Source organism: Paramagnetospirillum kuznetsovii (assembly GCF_003284725.1).
Lineage (GTDB): Bacteria > Pseudomonadota > Alphaproteobacteria > Rhodospirillales > Magnetospirillaceae > Phaeospirillum > Phaeospirillum kuznetsovii.
In genome coordinates this window covers 156,058-172,188 of record NZ_PGTO01000005.1, presented here as the reverse complement: position 1 = coordinate 172,188, position 16,131 = coordinate 156,058, and the positions used below count along the sequence as shown (strand labels likewise).

Genomic DNA, 16,131 nt, shown 5'->3' with positions numbered 1-16,131 from the left:
ACATGCCCATCGCGGTGAAATCCTGTCTCGACGTTGTGTTCTGGATCTCGGACCAGGCGCTCAACGACCGGGAATATATCCAGCCCCAGAAGCTGCATCGCCTGCTCTATCTGTCGCAGGCCTATTTCGCCGTGGCCTATAACGGCCGCAAGCTGATGCCCGCCACTTTCGTCACCGACGCCTTCGGCCCCGTCGAGCCGACCGTGTTCCACACCTTCGCCTATGGCCGCCCGCTGATGATCGAGGGCAATGCGCTGTCCGAGCAGGTCAGTCATTTTCTCGAAGGAATCTGGCGCCGCTTCGGCCAATACAGCCCCGACCAGCTGACCAAGAAGCTGGCGGAACATGCCCCGGTGGCCCTGGCCATGGCCAAGGGGGTCAACGAGGAAATCCCCTTCGCCGAGATGGTGGCCTATTACACCCAGGAAGCCGCCGCCCGCTCCGCCAAGACGCCCGGCAAGGTCGATCACGTGGATTCGGTGGTGAAGCCCCGCATGATGCGCTCGCAATCCGGCAAGGCGGTCACCGTCGCCACCTGGAAACCCAAAGCCGCCACGGTCAAGAAGGACGAATGATCAACCGCCGCTCCGTTCTGGCCGGAGGCCTCGCCCTGGGGCTTGCCGGTTGCGGCACCGCGCCGCCCCACGTCGTCTTGCCCCCTCGGACGAAAGCGACGCCGGGACTGGTGGACGAGCCGTCGCTGTTGGGGCTCAACGCCGTCATCGACCTCTATCACGCCAATGTGGTGCGCAGCTTTGCCGCGGCGCGCGACGAAAGCGGCATCCTGGCGGTGATCCACAAGGCCAGCGAGGGCGACTGGCTGGACCCCAGGTACCAGGAACGCCGCGCCCAGGCCAAGGCCGCCGGATTGTTGTGGGGCGCCTATCACTTCGGCACCGGCCAGCATCCCGGCCGCGCCCAGGCCCGCATGTTCCTGGACGCCGCCAAGCCGGAGCCGGGAACCCTGCTGGTGCTGGACCTGGAGCTGAACGAACGGGCGCCGGACAACACCATGCGATTGGATCAGGCCGAGGACTTCGTGCGCGAGATCGCCACGGCCACCGGCCGGCTGCCCCTGCTTTACAGCCATCCGGCCTGGGCCGACGGCGAGGTGATGATGGGCCGCTCGCTGGGCGGGGCCATCCGGCCGGGCTCCGCCCTGGCCGCCTGCGATCTGTGGCTGGCCGACTATCGCTTCGAGCCGGAACAGCCCCGCGCCTGGGACGGGCGCGGCTGGTCCTTGTGGCAATATGCCGGTGATCATCCCGCCACCGGCGGTCCGTTCCGCGATCAGGCCCGCATGGTCAAGGGGGTCGAGCGCTGCGACCGCTCGGTCTTCGCAGGCGACCGCGCCGCCCTGCTGCGCTTTTGGGGCGCTTAGGCCCTATCGATATTCAAACGGATAGAAGGGGAATAGGCCACAGATGCACACAGATACCCGCTACGCGGGGCACAGATAAGGAAATCTCTCACTTCATCTGTGTGTATCTGTGTTCATCTGTGGCTAGAATTTCTGCCTGAAAGATATTCTGGCCGGAAATCAGCCGAATTCCCTCAATGTCGATACAACCAAGGCGGCCCCCGCCCGGGTCGGCACCAGCAGATTGGTCACAAGTGTCTGAACCGGCTCGCCTTGGGCGTCCAGGGTGACCACCCGCAGCTTGGCGAGTCCCAGTCCGGGCTTGGACTTCATCTCGCGGGTTTCCAACACCTCGATGCGCGCCGTCAGGACATCGCCGGGACGCACCGGCCGGTGCCAGGCCAGGGATTCCAGGCCGGAGCCGATCACTCCCAGGGGCAGCTTCATCTCGCTGGTGACGATGAGGCGCATGGTCGCCGCCGCCGTGTGCCAGCCCGAGGCCGCCAGCCCCTCGAAGAACGAGTCCTTGGCGGACTCCTCGTCCAGATGGAAATGCTGGGGATCCCAGGCGGCGGCGAATCCCTTGATATCCTCCACCGTCACCGTGTAGCTGGGCGAGCCAAAGATCCGTCCGGGCGAAAGGTCTTCCAGATAGCGGATCATGCCGCCTCCCCCTGGACCGCCGGGGCCATGCCGCCCTTGCGGCCGATCATCAGCGCCATGGCCGCCGCCACCAGACAGGTCAGCCCCGCCGCCACGAAGGCCAGATAGTAATCGCCCAGATCGGTCCTGATCCAACCGGCCATGAAGGCGGCCACGGCGGCACCCACCTGATGGGAGGCGAAGATCCAGCCGAACATGACGCCCGCCCGCTCGCGGCCAAAGGCCTGGGCGCACAGCTTGACGGTGGGCGGCACCGTGGCGATCCAATCCAATCCGTAGAACACGGCGAACAGCCACAGACCGAACACGTCGGGACCGAAGGCCCAATCCAGGAAGATCAGCGACAATCCGCGCAGCCCGTAATACCAGAACAGCAGCTTGCGCGAATCCCAGCGATCCGACAGCCAGCCCGACAGGGTAGTTCCCACCATGTCGAACAGGCCCATGGCGGCCAGCAGGCCGGCGGCCTTGACCTCGGGGATGCCGTGATCGAAACAGGCGGGAATCAGATGGGTGCCGATCAGCCCGTTGGTGGACAGACCGCAGACGAAGAATGTTCCCGCCAGCAGCCAAAAGTCCCGCGACCGCATACCGTCCTTCAGCGCCACGATGGCGGCCACCGCCGGATTGCCCGCCCGGACCGCATGGGGCGGCGCCTCGGTGGCGCCCACCGGCCACAGCCCCACATCCACCGGACGGTCGCGCATGAACAGCCAGATCACCGGGGCAAGCACGGCGGCGGCGGCGGCGATCAGCATCACCGCCTCGCGCCAGCCCCAATGCTCCACCAGCCACGCCATCTGGGGCAGGAAGATGAGCTGGCCGGTGGCGGTGGCCGCCGACAGCACGCCCATGACCGTGCCGCGATAGGCGTCGAACCAGCGGCTGACCACCGTGGCGCCCAGCACCAGGGCGATGGTGCCGGAACCGCCGCCCACCACGATTCCCCACAACAGGGTCATGTGCCAGGGGCGGCTCATGGCGGTGGTGGCGAGAACGCCCACCGCCAGCACCGCCAGGGCCAGCGCCATGGTGCGGCGAACCCCGATGCGGTCCATCACGGCGGCCGCGAAAGGCGCCATCAGGCCATACAGGATCAGATTCACCGAGACGGAAACGGAAATGGTGGCGCGGCTCCAGCCGAACTCGGCTTCCAGCGGCACCATCATGACGCCGGGCGCCGAACGGATGCCCGCCGCCACCAGCAAGGTGACGAAGGTCAGCGCCGCCACGATCCAGCCGTAATGAAGCCTGTTGGGAAGCGGTGCTGCGGGCATGGCGCCCTCCTTCAAGAGTAATACCGGCGAGCCGCTGACGCGACTCGCCTCATTGCCCTCAATCGCCGGGCGCTTCGCTTGGCTAACGCGGGACGAGACCAATCTGTCTCATTGCATTTGTACAGACAGGTCTGTATCATTGTCAATGTGAATTGCCTTCCCAATAGCGTCATCCCCGCGAAGGCGGGGATCCATGGATGGACCACTTTATGCCTAAGGCCAAAGAGCCGATCTGCCCCAGCATGGATTCCCGCTTTCGCGGGAAGGACGGCGGTGAGTGGCGTCCCAAGGTCGCCCTATGAACAACCTTCCCGCCCATTCCGATAAAGCATCCGCCCGCGACCGCATCCTGGCCGCCGCCAACGAGCTTTTCTATCACGAAGGCATCCGCGCCATCGGCATCGACACGGTGATCGAGAAGGCGGGCGTCGCCAAGATGAGCCTGTACCGCGCCTTCCCCTCCAAGGACGATTTGATCGCCGCCTTCCTGGAAATGCGCGACCGCATCTATTGGGACTGGTGGGACGGCGTCGTCGCCCGCCATCCCGATGATCCGCGCCGTCAGTTGCAGGCCCTGTTCGCCGCCGTGGGCAGGCGGACCTCCGGCCCCGACTATCGCGGCTGCCCCTTCGTCAATACCTCGGTGGAATTCCCCGACCACGCCCATCCGGGACGGGTGGTGATCGCCCGGCATATGGAAGAATTGCGCCGCCGCCTGGGCGCCATGGTCGAGGCGCTGGGCGTAACCCAGCCCAAGATCCTGACCGACCAGTTGATGCTTTTGCTGGAAGGCGCCTATTCGGCGGGCAACACCATGGGGCCCGACGGCCCCTCCGCCGCCGTGGCCCAAGCCGCCGACAGCCTGATCCAACTTCACGTCTCCCCCACATTGCAGAGGCCCCTATGACTCAACCGCGCCTGTTCCAGCCGCTCTCGCTTCGCGACCTGACCCTCGCCAATCGCGTCGCCGTCGCCCCCATGTGCCAGTACAGCGCCGTCGACGGCGTGGTCCAGGACTGGCATTTGCAGCATTACGGCGCCATGGCGGCCTCGGGGCCGGGCATGATCGTCATTGAGGCCACCGGCGTCGCGCCGGAAGGCCGCATCTCGCCCCATTGCGTCGGCCTTTACGACGACGCCACCGAGGCCGGGCTGACCAAGCTTGTCACAGCCCTCAAGAGCTTCGGCACCAGCGCCATCGGCATCCAACTGGGCCATGCCGGACGCAAGGGCGGCGCCGATTATCCCTGGAAGGGCGGCGGCCCCGCCCCCGACGGCTGGCAGACCCTGTCGGCCTCCGACATTCCGTTCGACACCGGCTGGCCCGCCCCAAAGGCGGCGAGCCTCGACGATCTGGCCCGCCTGAAGCAAGCCTTCGTGGAGGCCGCCCGGCGGGCGATCCGGATCGGCTTCGATGTGATCGAGTTGCATTCCGCCCACGGCTATCTGCTGCACCAGTTCCTGTCGCCGCTGTCCAACCGTCGCACCGATTCCTATGGCGGGTCTTTGGACAACCGCATGCGCTTCCCGCTGGAGATCATCGAAGCGGTACGCGCCGTCTGGCCCGCCCATAAGCCGCTGGGCCTGCGCATCAGCGCCACCGACTGGGTCGACGGCGGCTGGAGTGTCGAGGAATCGGTGATCTATGCCAAAGCCTTCAAGGCGGCGGGAATCGACTATGTCTGCGTCTCGTCGGGCGGCGTGGTGCCCAAGGCCGATATCCCCGTCGGGCCCGGCTATCAGATTCATCTGGCCAAGCGCATCCGTGACGAGGCGGGAATCGCCACCCGCGCCGTCGGACTGATCGCCACCCCGCAGCAGGCGGAAGCCGCCCTGGCCGAGGGCGCCGCCGACCTGATCGCCATCGGACGCGGCTTCCTCGACAATCCGCGCTGGGTGTGGCATGCGGCGCAGAGCCTGGGCGCCGACCTCGCCTATCCGCCGCAATACACCGCCGCGCGCACCGTCTATTGGCCGGGCGCCGGTCTCGCCCGCCCGCAAGCAGCGGAATAGGATCGCTATGTCTTTAGGCATGGGTTGGTAATCTTACCAATTGCGCCCCAATGCTGGCCGTTTATACTTCATTCTTGAATATGACTGAGGTGCAACAATAATGTCGGCTCCCCGCCGCGCCCCCCATGCCATCGGACACCCGGACATCGACCGGGCTCACAGTGCTTTGGCCGATGTCATTGGGGTATTGTCGGCTGGCTATTGCGACGCGGACCTGGTCGATACCCAGATCAAGATTCTCGAGCGCTATGTGATAGAGCACTTCGCCCTTGAAGAATCGTTGATGTTCGACAGCGGCTACCCGGATCTTGCCGAACACAAGGCGCTACATCAGTATTTCCGGGAGAAGGTCAGACGATTGCGCGCCCAATGGGCGGAAACCGGGCATCCCGATCTGCACAAGAGCATCGCCGAGGATCTGTCGGACTGGCTGAGCGGCCATATCGAAAGCGCCGATCGCGCCTATATTCCCTGGATTCTGGGAACTCTTACAGCGGAATAGCCCGCGCCATGTCGCCTGCCTTGGCCGCCGGGGCGAAGGGCGGTCGGATCACCAGACAGGCGGCGCGGACCATGCCGGACAACACGGCGCTGTCCTGCTTCTCGAACGGAATCGCCACCTGGGCACCGTCATCGGCGCTTGCCAGCGATGAGCGCAGATAATCCTGGCGAATATCATTGGCGGGCAAGTCGCGGCCCAGCCGGACCGCCACGGTTTCCGTGTGGCTGGGCAGGCCCAGCATGGTCCGGATCATGGGCCGCACCAGCAGAACGGCGCAGACCATCACCGAGACCGGATTGCCCGGCAGGCCGAGGACCGGCACGCCCTTGAGATCGCCGAACATCAGCGGCTTTCCCGGCCGCATGGCCACGGTGTAGAAGTTCAACGCCAGACCCGCCGCCGCCAGGGCGTCCTTGACCAGATCGTAATCGCCCACAGAGGCGCCGCCGGTGGTGACCAGCAGGTCGCAGCCCGCCGCCGCCGCGATCATGGAATCCAGCGATTCCCGGCTGTCGCGGGCGATGCCGAGATGAACCGCCTCGGCCCCCTCCATGCCCACGAAGGCCGCCAGTCCCGGCCCGTTGGAGCCCAGAATCTGGCTGGGCCCCAATGGCTCGCCCGGCATGGCGATCTCGTCGCCGGTCGACAGGATGGCGATGCGGGGGCGTCGGCGCACCGACACCCAGGGAATGTTCATGGCCGCCGCCAGGCCGATGGCGCGGCCGTCGAGCACGGCGCCCGCCTCCAACAGCACATCGCCGGTCTTGAAGTCGAGGCCCACCGGGCGGATGAATTTTCCCGCCGGAACCTGGGTCTTGATGGTCACGGATTGGCCGTCGCGCTCGCAGTCTTCCTGCATCACCACCGCATCCGCCCCGGCGGGCAAGGCCGCTCCGGTGAAGATGCGGGCCGTTTGTCCCTGCCCCACCACTCCGTCGAAGGGGGAGCCCGCGGCGGATTCGCCGATCACCGACAGGCGGGTGGGCGGCGCGGCGAGGTCGGCGGCACGCAGGGCATAGCCGTCCATGGATGAGACCGGAACCGGCGGATGCGACACCCGCGCCGCCAGGGGCTGCGCCAGCACCCGACCGGCCGCCTGGGCCAGCCCGACCGTCTCGGCCGCCACCGGCTTGACCCCCGCCAGCACCGTCGCCCGCGCTTCGTCCACTGAAATCATTATTCCGCCTCGCCAACTACAGCCGTCATTCCCGCGAAAGCGGGAATCCATCTCCCCGATGGAACGCACCATGAAAGGACGGGCCTTCGCACCCGCCATGGATCCCCGCTTCCGCGGGGATGACGGAAGCGATTGAATGTCAGCCCGCCTCGTACAATCCCGACTTGCCGCCGGATTTGCGGACCAAGCGGATATTTTCGATCCGCATGCCCTTGTCCACCGCCTTGCACATATCGTACACGGTGAGCGCGGCGACCGTGACGGCGGTCAAGGCTTCCATCTCGACGCCGGTGCGGCCCACCAGCTTGCACACCGCCTCGATATGGACGGCGGAGGCCGCCTCATCAAGGGAGAGCTCCACCGAAACCGAGGAAAGCGCCAGCGGATGGCACAGGGGGATCAGGTCGGGCGTGCGCTTGGCGCCCATGATTCCCGCCAGTTGCGCCACCGACAGGACATCGCCCTTCTTCATGCCGCGCTTGGCGATCAGGGCGGCGGTTTCCGGCTTCATGACAACGGAGCCCCGCGCCACCGCCACCCGCTCGGTCTCGGCCTTGGCCGAGACATCGACCATCACCGCATTGCCGTCGCCGTCGAAATGGGTGAGATCGTCAGACATTGGCGCCGGCCAGCAGCACCTTCAGCGCCTGCTCCACATCGGCGCGGCGCATCAATGCCTCGCCGATCAGGAAACGCCACACCCCGGCCGCCGCCATGCGCTTGAGATCGCCGGGGCCTTCCAGGCCGCTTTCCGAAATCACCACCTTGCCCTTGGGCACCATGGGCAGCAGCCGCTCGGTGGTGGCGAGGTCGGTCTTCATGATCTTGAGGTCGCGGTTGTTGATGCCGATCAGCGGCGACTTCAGCTTCAAGGCCCGCTCCATCTCGGCCTCGTCATGGACTTCCAGAATCACGTCCATGTTGTAGCCGAGCGCGATGTCTTCCATCTGCGACAATTCGGCATCGGTCAAGGCGGCGACGATCAGCAGAACGCAATCGGCGCCCAGCGCCCGGGATTCCACGATCTGATAAGGATCGACCATGAAATCCTTGCGCAGCACCGGAATGTCGCAGGCGGAACGGGCGGCGCCCAGATCGGCTTCCGAGCCCTGGAAGAACTTATGGTCGGTCAGTACCGACAGGCAGGCCGCCCCGCCGCGCTGATAGGCGCGGGCCAGCAGGTCGGGCTTGAAGTCGGCGCGAATCACGCCCGCCGAGGGCGAGGCCTTCTTGATCTCGGCGATGATGCCATAGCCCAGCTTGGCGACCTGGCGTTCCATGGACAGGGCGAAGCCGCGCGGCGGCGCCTGATCCTTGGCGCGGTCCAGCAGTTCCTTGATGTTGCGGCGGCCCTTCTGCTCGGCCACCTGCTTGCGCTTTTCGTCACAGATCTTGTCGAGAACGGTGCTCATGACTCGAGGCTCCGATTGGTGATGGCGACCATGCGCGCCAGAACCTGGGCGGCGGCGGCGGAATCGATGGCCTGTTCCGCCAGCCGGGCGCCCGCCGCGATGTCGGCCGCCTTGTCGGCCACCACCAGGGCGGCGGCGGCGTTCAGCACCACGATATCGCGATAGGCCCCCTTCTCGCCCGCCAGCACCGCCATCAGCGCGGCGGCGTTGGCGTTGGCATCACCCCCCTTCAACTGGTCGGGCGTCGCCCGCTTCAGCCCGGCATCCTCGGGATTGACCACGAAGACCTTGACCTCGCCGTTGTTCAACTCAGCCACCTTGGATGGCCCGGTGGTGGTCAATTCGTCAAGCCCGTCGGAGCCGTGCACCACCCAGGCGCGCTCGGTGCCCAGATGGCCCAGCACCTTGGCCAGCGGCTCCACCCATTGGACGGCGAAGACGCCGACCACCTGACGCTTCACCCCGGCGGGATTGGACAGCGGCCCCAGCAGGTTGAAGATGGTGCGCGTCCCCAATTCGCCGCGCGGACCGCCCACATGGCGCATGGCGTTATGGTGGCGTGGCGCCATCAGGAAACCGGCATTGTTGGTGTACAGCGTCTCGGACACCAGGGCGAAATCGGCATTGATGTTGACGCCCAGCGCCGTCAGCACGTCCGAGGCCCCCGATTTCGAGGACACCGCCCGGTTGCCGTGCTTGGCCACCGGCACGCCGCAGGCGGCCACCACGAAGGTGGCGGCGGTAGAGATATTATAGGTTCCCGCCTCGTCGCCGCCGGTCCCCACGATGTCGATGGCGCCATCGGGGGCGTCCATCTTCAGGGCCTTGGCCCGCATGATGCGTGCCGCGCCGGTGATCTCTTCCACCGTCTCGCCGCGCACGCGGAGCGCCATCAGAAGGCCGCCGATCTGGGCGGGGGTGGCGTCGCCCGACATGATGACGTCGAACACCTCTTCCGCCTGGGCCTCCGACAGGGTGGCGCCGACGGCGAGACGACCCAGCACTTCCTTCATCAGGGCCAGGGTGACGGGCGCGGGAGCGGGAATAGCAGCGGAAGGGGGCATCAGGCGGCGTGTCCGGTACGGGTTTTGGTGAAGTCGAGGAAGTTGCGCAGCATATGATGGCCGTGCTCGGTCTCGATGCTTTCGGGATGGAACTGAACGCCCCAGATGGGAAGCGTCTTGTGGGCGAGGCCCATGACCAGACCGTCGGCGGTCCAGGCGGAGGGATGCAGGCAATCGGGGAAGCCGTCGCGCTCCAGCACCAGCGAATGATAGCGGGTGGCGCGGAACGGGCTGGGCAGTCCGGCGAAGACGCCGGTTCCATCGTGGAGGATATCGTCCACCTTGCCGTGCATGGGCTTGGGGGCACGCACCACCTTGCCGCCGAAGGCCTGACCGATGGCCTGATGGCCCAGGCAGACGCCGAACAGCGGAATGGTCCCGGCCGCGCGGGCGATCAGCTCGAGACAAATGCCCGCGCGGTCGGGATCGCAAGGACCGGGCGAGATGACGATGCCCTGGGGCTGCATGGCCATGACCTGATCGACGCTCAGCGCATCGTTGCGCCGCACCTCCACCTCGGCCCCCAGTTCCCCCAGATAGTGCCAGAGGTTGTAGGTAAAGCTGTCGTAGTTGTCGATGAGGAGGAACACGCGTCACCTTAACGGGTTTGAACGATTTGAGACCGGCCTCGCCTCTGCGCGGCGCAACGGGCGGCGTCAAATTACACGTCCTTTTTGCCGGTGTCATCCTTCTGACGGGCTTTGGTTTGCGCTAGGGTGACGCATCGCCCGTTCCGCCGGAAGGATCGCCGCCATGACCGCCAAACCGCGCCTCGTCATCACCCGCCGCCTGCCGCCATCGGTGGAAGCCCGGGCCGCTTCGCTGTTCGAGGTTCTGTCCAACCCGGAGGATTCCGTTCTGACCCCCGACCAGATCATCGAGCGGGTGGAGCGGCACCGGGCCGACGCCTTGCTGGTCTGCCTGACCGACCGCATGGACGCGGCCCTGATCGGCCGCCTGCCCGCCGGACTTCGGATCATCGTCACCTATTCGGTGGGCACCAACCACCTGGATCTGGCCGCCGCCCGCCAACGCGGCATCACGCTGGCCTATACCCCCGACGCCACCACCGAGGCCACCGCCGATCTGGCCATGCTGCTGCTGCTGTCCGCCTGTCGGCGGGCGCATGAGCATCAGGCCATCCTGCGATCCGGCGGCTGGGGCGCCTGGAACGCCTGGGACAAGTTGGGCACCGATCCGGGGGGCAAGGTTCTCGGCCTCGTCGGCATGGGCCGCATCGGCCGCGCGGTGGCCAAACGGGCCAAGGGCTTCGGCATGACCATCGCCTATCACCAGCGCAACCGCCTGTCCCCCGATCTGGAAGACGGCGCCGTCTTCCACCCCACCCTGGAAGCACTGTTCCGCGCCAGCCGGATCGTCTCGCTGCACACGCCCAGCACCCCCGAGACCATGGGCCAGATCAACCGCCGAAGCTTGTCCTGGCTGCCCGACGGCGCCATCCTGATCAATACCGCCCGCGGCGATCAGGTGGTGGACGACGACCTGATCGAGGCGTTGCGCCAGGGACGGCTTGCCGCCGCCGGTCTTGATGTCTTCACCGGCGAGCCCGATTTCGACCGCCGCTATCTGGAGCTTCCCAACGCCACCCTGCTGCCCCATATCGGAACCTCCACGGTGGAGACCCGCGACCAGATGGGATTCGATGCCATCGCCAATCTGGATGACTTCTTTTCCGGCAGGCAACCGCGCTGGAGCGTCGCGTGATGCGCCGGTCATAGCGCCATACGCCCTGGTGCATTGCCAATCCGGCGACGAGATGCCATGATTCCGCCATGGCGAAGAAGCAGGTATCGGCGGTAGCGCAGGCCAAGGCGGCAGCGGCGGCCAAGAAGGGCGGCAAAGGCGGACTCGGCGTCAACAAGGGCGTCGTGCTGGCCATCCTGGCCGCCCTGGTGCCGTTCTCGTTGCCGTCGGCGGTGTTGATCTTCTTCACCATGTTGCCGACCCTGGGATCCTGGGCCACCGAGAAGGGGCCGAACAAATACGCTTTCCTTTGCGTCGGCGGCCTCAATTTCTCCGGCCTGTTCCCCTATCTGTTCGGCCTGTGGTTTGGCGTCCATACCCTGGACGAGGCGCTGCGCATGGTGACCGATCCCCTGATGCTGATGACCGCATATGGCTGCGCCGCCCTGGGCTGGGGCCTTTACGCCGCCATGCCGCCCATGGTCGCCAGCTATCTGGCGTCCAGCAGCCAGCGCCGGGTCAACAACCTGAAGGCGGCCCAGAAGAAGCTGATCGACGAATGGGGCGACGAGGTCGCCAAGAAGACCTGATGGGAAATGGCGTGGCGGAACGCGGGCGGGACGCCCGCGCTCCAAAGTGGCGCAACCTCTTGGAGCGCGGGCGTCCCGCCCGCACCGACGACACGGTCTAGCGCAGCGTTCCCGCCTCCATGGCGGCGGCGGCGCCCTTGACCGACTTTTGCAGCTTCTCGAAGGCGCGCACCTCGATCTGGCGCACCCGCTCGCGCGAGATGCCGTAATGCTGCGACAGGTCTTCCAGGGTGGCGGGGCTTTCCGACAGGCGGCGCTTGGTCAGGATAGCCCGTTCGCGGTCGTTGAGCCCGGCGAGGGCCGAGGTCAGCATCTGACGCCGCTGGCCCAGTTCCTCGCGCTCACCCAATTCGGACTCCTGGTCCTCGTGGTCGTCGACCAGCCAGTCCTGCCACTCGCCCTCGCCATCCATGCGGACCGGAGCGTTCAGTGAGTGATCGGGGCTGGATAGTCGGCGGTTCATGCTGATCACCTCTTCCGGGGTGACGGCCAGATTATGGGCGATCTTGGCCACATTCTCGGCGGACATGTCGCCTTCCTCGATGGCCTGCATCTGCCCCTTGAGCTTGCGCAGGTTGAAGAACAGCTTCTTCTGGGCGGCGGTGGTGCCCATCTTCACCAGCGACCAGGAATGCAGGATGTATTCCTGGATGGCGGCGCGAATCCACCACATGGCATAGGTGGCAAGGCGAAAGCCGCGCTCCGGATCGAAGCGGCGGACCGCCTGCATCATGCCCACATTGCCTTCCGAGATCAGTTCGCCCAGCGGCAGGCCATAGCCGCGATAGCCCATGGCGATCTTGGCCACCAGACGCAGATGGCTGGTCACCAACCTGTCGGCCGAAGCGATGTCACCGTGCTCACGGAACCGCTTGGCCAGTTGGTATTCCTCCTCTGGCAGCAACATGGGAAACTTGCGGATGTCTTGCAGATAACGCGAAAGGTTGCCTTCGGGCGCGAGCGACAGACTGGAAGCAATAGCCGACATTGTCTTTCTCCTCTTACGACGCGAAGGGTGTTCCCTTGTTTCCCGTGCGGGCGCCAAAAGACACCAGACCGGCGACGTCGCTCCATGGAAGTCAGAATGTCACAGCCCACAGCTCAAGTATATACAATCTTACATTTCCTCTAAAGTAGAGATCAGGGCATTGATATCAGGTGCCATACTGCTTTCGAACCGAACCATACCTCCTTTGGTCGGGTGCGAAAAACCAAGTAGGTAGGCATGTAGCGCCTGGCGCGAAAAACCAGCCAAGGCCTGTCGCGCCTCGAGTGAAAGTCCGGCGATCTTGCCCGCCCGCCCCCGGCCATAGACCGGGTCGCCCACCAGGGGATGCCCCTTGCTGGTCATGTGGACGCGGATCTGGTGGGTGCGCCCGGTGGCAAGGCGGCATTCCACCAGACTGACGGCACCGCCGCCGAAGGTCTTGAGCACCTCGTAGCGGGTCAGCGCCGTCTTGCCGCCGCCCTTGACCACGGCCATCTTCTTGCGGTCGCGGGGATTGCGGCCGATATTGCCCTCGATCTCGCCCTTGCTGGGATTGGGCAGGCCCCAGACCAGGGCTTGATAGGCCCGCTCCAGGCTATGGGCGGCGAACTGGGCCGACAGCGAGCGGTGGGCGATGTCGGTCTTGGCCGCCACCATCAACCCGCTGGTGTCCTTGTCGAGCCGATGGACGATGCCGGGACGCTTGACGCCGCCGATCCCGGCCAGGGATTCGCCGCAATGGGCCAGCAAGGCGTTGACCAGGGTCTCGTCCAGATTACCCGGCGCGGGATGCACCACCATGCCGGCGGGCTTGTTGATGACGATCAAGTCCTCGTCCTCATAGACCACGTCCAGGGCGATGGCCTGGGCCTCGGGCTCGGCGGGACGGTCGGGCGGCACGCCCACGGTATAGGACTGGCCGGATTTGACCCTATGCGAGGGGTCGGCTATGGTGACGCCCGCCGAGCTGACCTGCCCCTCCTCGATCAGCGACTTGATGCGGGTGCGCGAAAGCTCGGGAAGATGCGCGGCCAGCCATTTGTCCAGCCGGGCACCGGCTTCGTCGGGCTCTACCGGGTTCGGATCGAGACGTTGGCTCATCACGCAGTTCACAACCCCATCATGGCCGGTCCCCATCCGGGCGGCGAACACGGATTGAAGCGCACGGCATGAAAGCAATCAAGGGATTGGTGGTGTTCTTGGGCCTGCTTCTTGTGGCCGGTCTCGGCCTGATGGCCTATGGACTCTTCGTCAAGAAGGCCCAGAACAAGGGAATGGCCGCCGCCCCGGCCGCCACCAGCACGACCGCCGATTTCGGCGCCGTCAGCCTGCCGGTACCGCAAGGCAGCCGCATCGAGCAGATGATCGCCGCAGGCGAGCGGGTGGTGATTCGCCTGTCCGGCCAGGGCCCCGAACGCATCCTGGTCATCGACCCGGCCTCGGGCCGCATGGTGGGCAGCTTCATGCTGACCCCCGAACCAGCGGTCCGCTGACATGCTGGTGATGACGGCGGAGCAATTGGCCGTCATCGCCGCCGCCGCCGAGGCGGCCTTCCCCGCCGAATGTTGCGGCCTATTGGTGGGAACCGGCAAGCGCCCCATCCGCGTCACCCGCCTCGTCCCCGCTCCCAACCTGCTGCGCCACACCGCCCCCGACCGCTTCGAGCTGGACCCGCGCATCCGCTTCGAGACGGAGCGCGCCTTGCGCGGGACCAGGGAACGGGTGGTCGGCCATTGGCACTCCCACCCCGACGGCAGCGCGACGCCGTCGGCCACCGACCTCGCCCAGGCCTGGGAGCCGGACATGGCCTGGCTGATCGCAGGCGTCGCCGCAACACCCCAGGGCCGCCCCCAGACAGTACAGCTTCTGGCCCATCGCCTGAACCGCGACACCGGACGCATCCGCCCGATCCGCCTGCGTTTGGCGGAAAAAAGTGCTTGCAAGCCCAAGGCCTTTCCGACATAAAGCCCACCTCGCGCCTCGACGTCCCCATCGTCTAGAGGCCTAGGACGACGCCCTCTCACGGCGTAAACCGGGGTTCGAATCCCCGTGGGGACGCCAATCTCTCAACATCGCTAATTTCTCAATGAAAACAAGGCAGTAGCAGCCTTGCTTTTTGCGATCCCCCACACGGCTCCCCCACACGCTTGACCCGAAGGCCAGGGGCCGATCCTGGGGTTGCCCCATGCCTTCCCGCGATTATCCTTGCCGTCCCCTCGCAAGGGGCATCGGGTTGGGTCACGGGTCAGCATGGGGCTTGCCCTGGTCATGTGCCTGGGATCAGTGATCCACGCGACCAATGACCGGGGCAGTACCAGAACCATTCGCCTTGATGGTGGCGAACAGCTTGATCATGGCCTCGGTGGCGTTGCCCTGGCGGGTGCCACCGGCATCGACGAAAGACACATCCTGATCCTGGTGCTTGGTCAGGGTGATGGTGCCGCCACCGGGGCAAGTGATGGTGACGGTCTCAACGGAAGCATTCATGGGGGTGATCCTCAGTAAGGGGAGACAGGGACGGGACAAAGGTCGTCGTCGTTGAAGTCGGGTTGCCGGGGCACGGTGTCGTAACCATGAACCGGGCGGATCAGGCGAGACACCCAGGTGTCCACCTTCTCGAAGTAGAGGCGTTCGTAAGGGACAGACAGGAGGTTAAGACCCTCCCCACCACCACCCACCCCTGAGAGAAAGCGTAAATCTCCAGTGGGACGGGGGGCGCGAGGGCGGATCATGCCTTCACTCATGATCTTGAACGGCCCCCACTCAGCAGGGGGAACCCAGGTCTTCTTCTTGAAGCCTTCAATGGGTTCGTCGATGTCATCGACCCTGGTCCGCAAGTTGCCGTTGGTGACGTATTCAGCCATCAGCGTCGGGCCTTGCTGATCTTGATCAGGCCAGCCTTGATGGCAGAGCGGTATTCCAGTTCACCCTTGGGGGTCTCCAGGACGATCTTGCCATTGCTGGACCGCTTCACTTTCAGCCCCTCGCCAAGCTGGGCATTCAGCAGGGCATCCGGGTTGATGGTGTCCAGGTTCTCCAGGTACGCCTGGGCCACCTTCTGGTAACCCGAAGTGGTCCGCTTGATGGCCTGATCATGGATGGCCTGCTTCATCAGGTCGCGGCCCTTCTGATCCTGGGATGCCCAAGCGAACACGTCATCCGCATGGAGACCGGCACGGTCCACCACGGAACGGGCCTGGGTCTCGAAGGCACCCTTGACCTGATCCACCATGGCGCGGACCTGGGCAGGCTCCTTGCCCATCTGGGAAGCGGCCTGGGTGATGTGACTGTCCCGGATCGGCTGGCCGTTGGCGATGTCCATGACGGCACCAATGGAGGTGCTGGGGCTGACATGGTTGGCGAAGGTGGTGATGGTGGCTT

21 protein-coding genes and 1 tRNA gene are annotated in these 16,131 nt (G+C 65.6%); 10 read left to right on the top strand and 12 right to left on the bottom strand.

All coding sequences use genetic code 11. The features are described 5' to 3' along the window. The first annotated feature begins 2 nt into the window (after positions 1–2). Together CU669_RS09345 and CU669_RS09340 are read left to right on the top strand one after the other, a co-directional pair. Positions 3–575 (top strand): Panacea domain-containing protein, encoded by a 573-nt coding sequence (locus CU669_RS09345; protein WP_112143992.1) that lies wholly within the window; start codon positions 3–5, stop codon positions 573–575. Beyond that, a complete protein-coding gene (locus tag CU669_RS09340; RefSeq protein ID WP_239988630.1) occupies positions 572–1,381 on the top strand; it encodes a glycoside hydrolase family 25 protein in 810 nt (269 codons plus the stop codon). Before CU669_RS09345 ends, CU669_RS09340 begins: the two co-directional genes overlap by 4 nt. Positions 1,382–1,540: 159 nt before the next feature. Here CU669_RS09340 and CU669_RS09335 read toward each other — a convergent pair whose 3' ends face one another. Continuing rightward, complete coding sequence (locus CU669_RS09335; protein ID WP_112143990.1) at positions 1,541–2,023, bottom strand: MaoC family dehydratase; 483 nt, start codon at positions 2,021–2,023, stop codon at positions 1,541–1,543. Then, positions 2,020–3,300 (bottom strand): MFS transporter, encoded by a 1,281-nt coding sequence (locus tag CU669_RS09330; protein WP_112144107.1) that lies wholly within the window; start codon positions 3,298–3,300, stop codon positions 2,020–2,022. Before CU669_RS09330 ends, CU669_RS09335 begins: the two co-directional genes overlap by 4 nt. Before the next feature lie 298 nt (positions 3,301–3,598). Between CU669_RS09330 and CU669_RS09325 the strand changes: the two genes are divergently transcribed. The 3 genes from CU669_RS09325 to CU669_RS09315 all read left to right on the top strand — a co-directional run bounded on the left by CU669_RS09325 (position 3,599) and on the right by CU669_RS09315 (position 5,815). Next, a complete protein-coding gene (locus tag CU669_RS09325) occupies positions 3,599–4,207 on the top strand; it encodes a TetR/AcrR family transcriptional regulator (RefSeq protein WP_112143988.1) in 609 nt (202 codons plus the stop codon). After that, positions 4,204–5,313: an NADH:flavin oxidoreductase/NADH oxidase gene (locus tag CU669_RS09320; RefSeq protein ID WP_112143987.1), complete on the top strand. Its 1,110-nt coding sequence runs from the start codon at positions 4,204–4,206 to the stop codon at positions 5,311–5,313. Before CU669_RS09325 ends, CU669_RS09320 begins: the two co-directional genes overlap by 4 nt. A gap of 100 nt (positions 5,314–5,413) precedes the next feature. Beyond that, a complete protein-coding gene (locus CU669_RS09315; RefSeq protein ID WP_112143985.1) occupies positions 5,414–5,815 on the top strand; it encodes a bacteriohemerythrin in 402 nt (133 codons plus the stop codon). On the opposite strand, the gene CU669_RS09310 is transcribed toward CU669_RS09315, so the two are convergent. From CU669_RS09310 to CU669_RS09290, 5 genes are all read right to left on the bottom strand, one after another. Continuing rightward, positions 5,802–6,992 (bottom strand): molybdopterin molybdotransferase MoeA, encoded by a 1,191-nt coding sequence (locus CU669_RS09310; RefSeq protein ID WP_112143983.1) that lies wholly within the window; start codon positions 6,990–6,992, stop codon positions 5,802–5,804. The genes CU669_RS09315 and CU669_RS09310 overlap by 14 nt on opposite strands. A gap of 139 nt (positions 6,993–7,131) precedes the next feature. Further along, positions 7,132–7,611, bottom strand: coding sequence for a cyclic pyranopterin monophosphate synthase MoaC (moaC, locus tag CU669_RS09305; protein ID WP_112143981.1), 480 nt, complete (start codon positions 7,609–7,611; stop codon positions 7,132–7,134). Next, entirely contained in the window at positions 7,604–8,404 is an 801-nt protein-coding gene (gene trpC, locus CU669_RS09300) for an indole-3-glycerol phosphate synthase TrpC (protein ID WP_112143980.1), read from the bottom strand. Before trpC ends, moaC begins: the two co-directional genes overlap by 8 nt. After that, complete coding sequence (gene trpD, locus CU669_RS09295) at positions 8,401–9,468, bottom strand: anthranilate phosphoribosyltransferase (protein ID WP_112143978.1); 1,068 nt, start codon at positions 9,466–9,468, stop codon at positions 8,401–8,403. The genes trpC and trpD overlap by 4 nt, the downstream gene beginning before the upstream one ends. After that, complete coding sequence (locus CU669_RS09290) at positions 9,468–10,058, bottom strand: anthranilate synthase component II (RefSeq protein ID WP_112143977.1); 591 nt, start codon at positions 10,056–10,058, stop codon at positions 9,468–9,470. The genes trpD and CU669_RS09290 overlap by 1 nt, the downstream gene beginning before the upstream one ends. Before the next feature lie 163 nt (positions 10,059–10,221). On the opposite strand from CU669_RS09290, the gene CU669_RS09285 reads away from it, so the two are divergent. Next, positions 10,222–11,193 (top strand): 2-hydroxyacid dehydrogenase, encoded by a 972-nt coding sequence (locus CU669_RS09285; protein ID WP_112143975.1) that lies wholly within the window; start codon positions 10,222–10,224, stop codon positions 11,191–11,193. Positions 11,194–11,261: 68 nt separating this feature from the next. Continuing rightward, positions 11,262–11,762 carry an acyl-CoA synthetase gene (locus tag CU669_RS09280; protein ID WP_112143973.1) on the top strand — a complete coding sequence of 167 codons (501 nt, stop codon included), beginning with the start codon at positions 11,262–11,264 and terminating at the stop codon, positions 11,760–11,762. Positions 11,763–11,859: 97 nt separating this feature from the next. Here CU669_RS09280 and rpoH read toward each other — a convergent pair whose 3' ends face one another. Then, complete coding sequence (gene rpoH / locus CU669_RS09275; protein WP_112143971.1) at positions 11,860–12,750, bottom strand: RNA polymerase sigma factor RpoH; 891 nt, start codon at positions 12,748–12,750, stop codon at positions 11,860–11,862. 129 nt (positions 12,751–12,879) lie between these two features. Further along, the gene (locus CU669_RS09270) at positions 12,880–13,851 is read right to left on the bottom strand and encodes an RluA family pseudouridine synthase (RefSeq protein ID WP_112144105.1); all 972 of its coding nucleotides are present in this window, start codon (positions 13,849–13,851) and stop codon (positions 12,880–12,882) included. Positions 13,852–13,919: 68 nt separating this feature from the next. Here CU669_RS09270 and CU669_RS09265 point away from each other — a divergent pair, with 68 nt between their 5' ends. The 3 genes from CU669_RS09265 to CU669_RS09255 all read left to right on the top strand — a co-directional run bounded on the left by CU669_RS09265 (position 13,920) and on the right by CU669_RS09255 (position 14,811). Continuing rightward, positions 13,920–14,243, top strand: a complete 324-nt coding sequence (locus tag CU669_RS09265; RefSeq protein WP_112143970.1) for a hypothetical protein — start codon at positions 13,920–13,922, stop codon at positions 14,241–14,243. Between the two features lies 1 nt (position 14,244). Next, complete coding sequence (locus CU669_RS09260; protein WP_112143968.1) at positions 14,245–14,715, top strand: M67 family metallopeptidase; 471 nt, start codon at positions 14,245–14,247, stop codon at positions 14,713–14,715. A 20-nt stretch (positions 14,716–14,735) separates the two neighbouring features. Further along, positions 14,736–14,811 (top strand) — tRNA-Glu (locus tag CU669_RS09255). A 219-nt stretch (positions 14,812–15,030) separates the two neighbouring features. Here the strand turns inward: CU669_RS09255 and CU669_RS09250 are convergent. The 3 genes from CU669_RS09250 to CU669_RS09240 are packed head-to-tail and all read right to left on the bottom strand — an operon-like array spanning position 15,031 to position 16,072. Continuing rightward, positions 15,031–15,237, bottom strand: a complete 207-nt coding sequence (locus CU669_RS09250) for a hypothetical protein (protein WP_112143966.1) — start codon at positions 15,235–15,237, stop codon at positions 15,031–15,033. An 11-nt stretch (positions 15,238–15,248) separates the two neighbouring features. Beyond that, complete coding sequence (locus CU669_RS09245; RefSeq protein ID WP_112143965.1) at positions 15,249–15,614, bottom strand: hypothetical protein; 366 nt, start codon at positions 15,612–15,614, stop codon at positions 15,249–15,251. Further along, positions 15,614–16,072: a hypothetical protein gene (locus CU669_RS09240; RefSeq protein WP_112143963.1), complete on the bottom strand. Its 459-nt coding sequence runs from the start codon at positions 16,070–16,072 to the stop codon at positions 15,614–15,616. Before CU669_RS09240 ends, CU669_RS09245 begins: the two co-directional genes overlap by 1 nt. Positions 16,073–16,131: the final 59 nt, after the last annotated feature.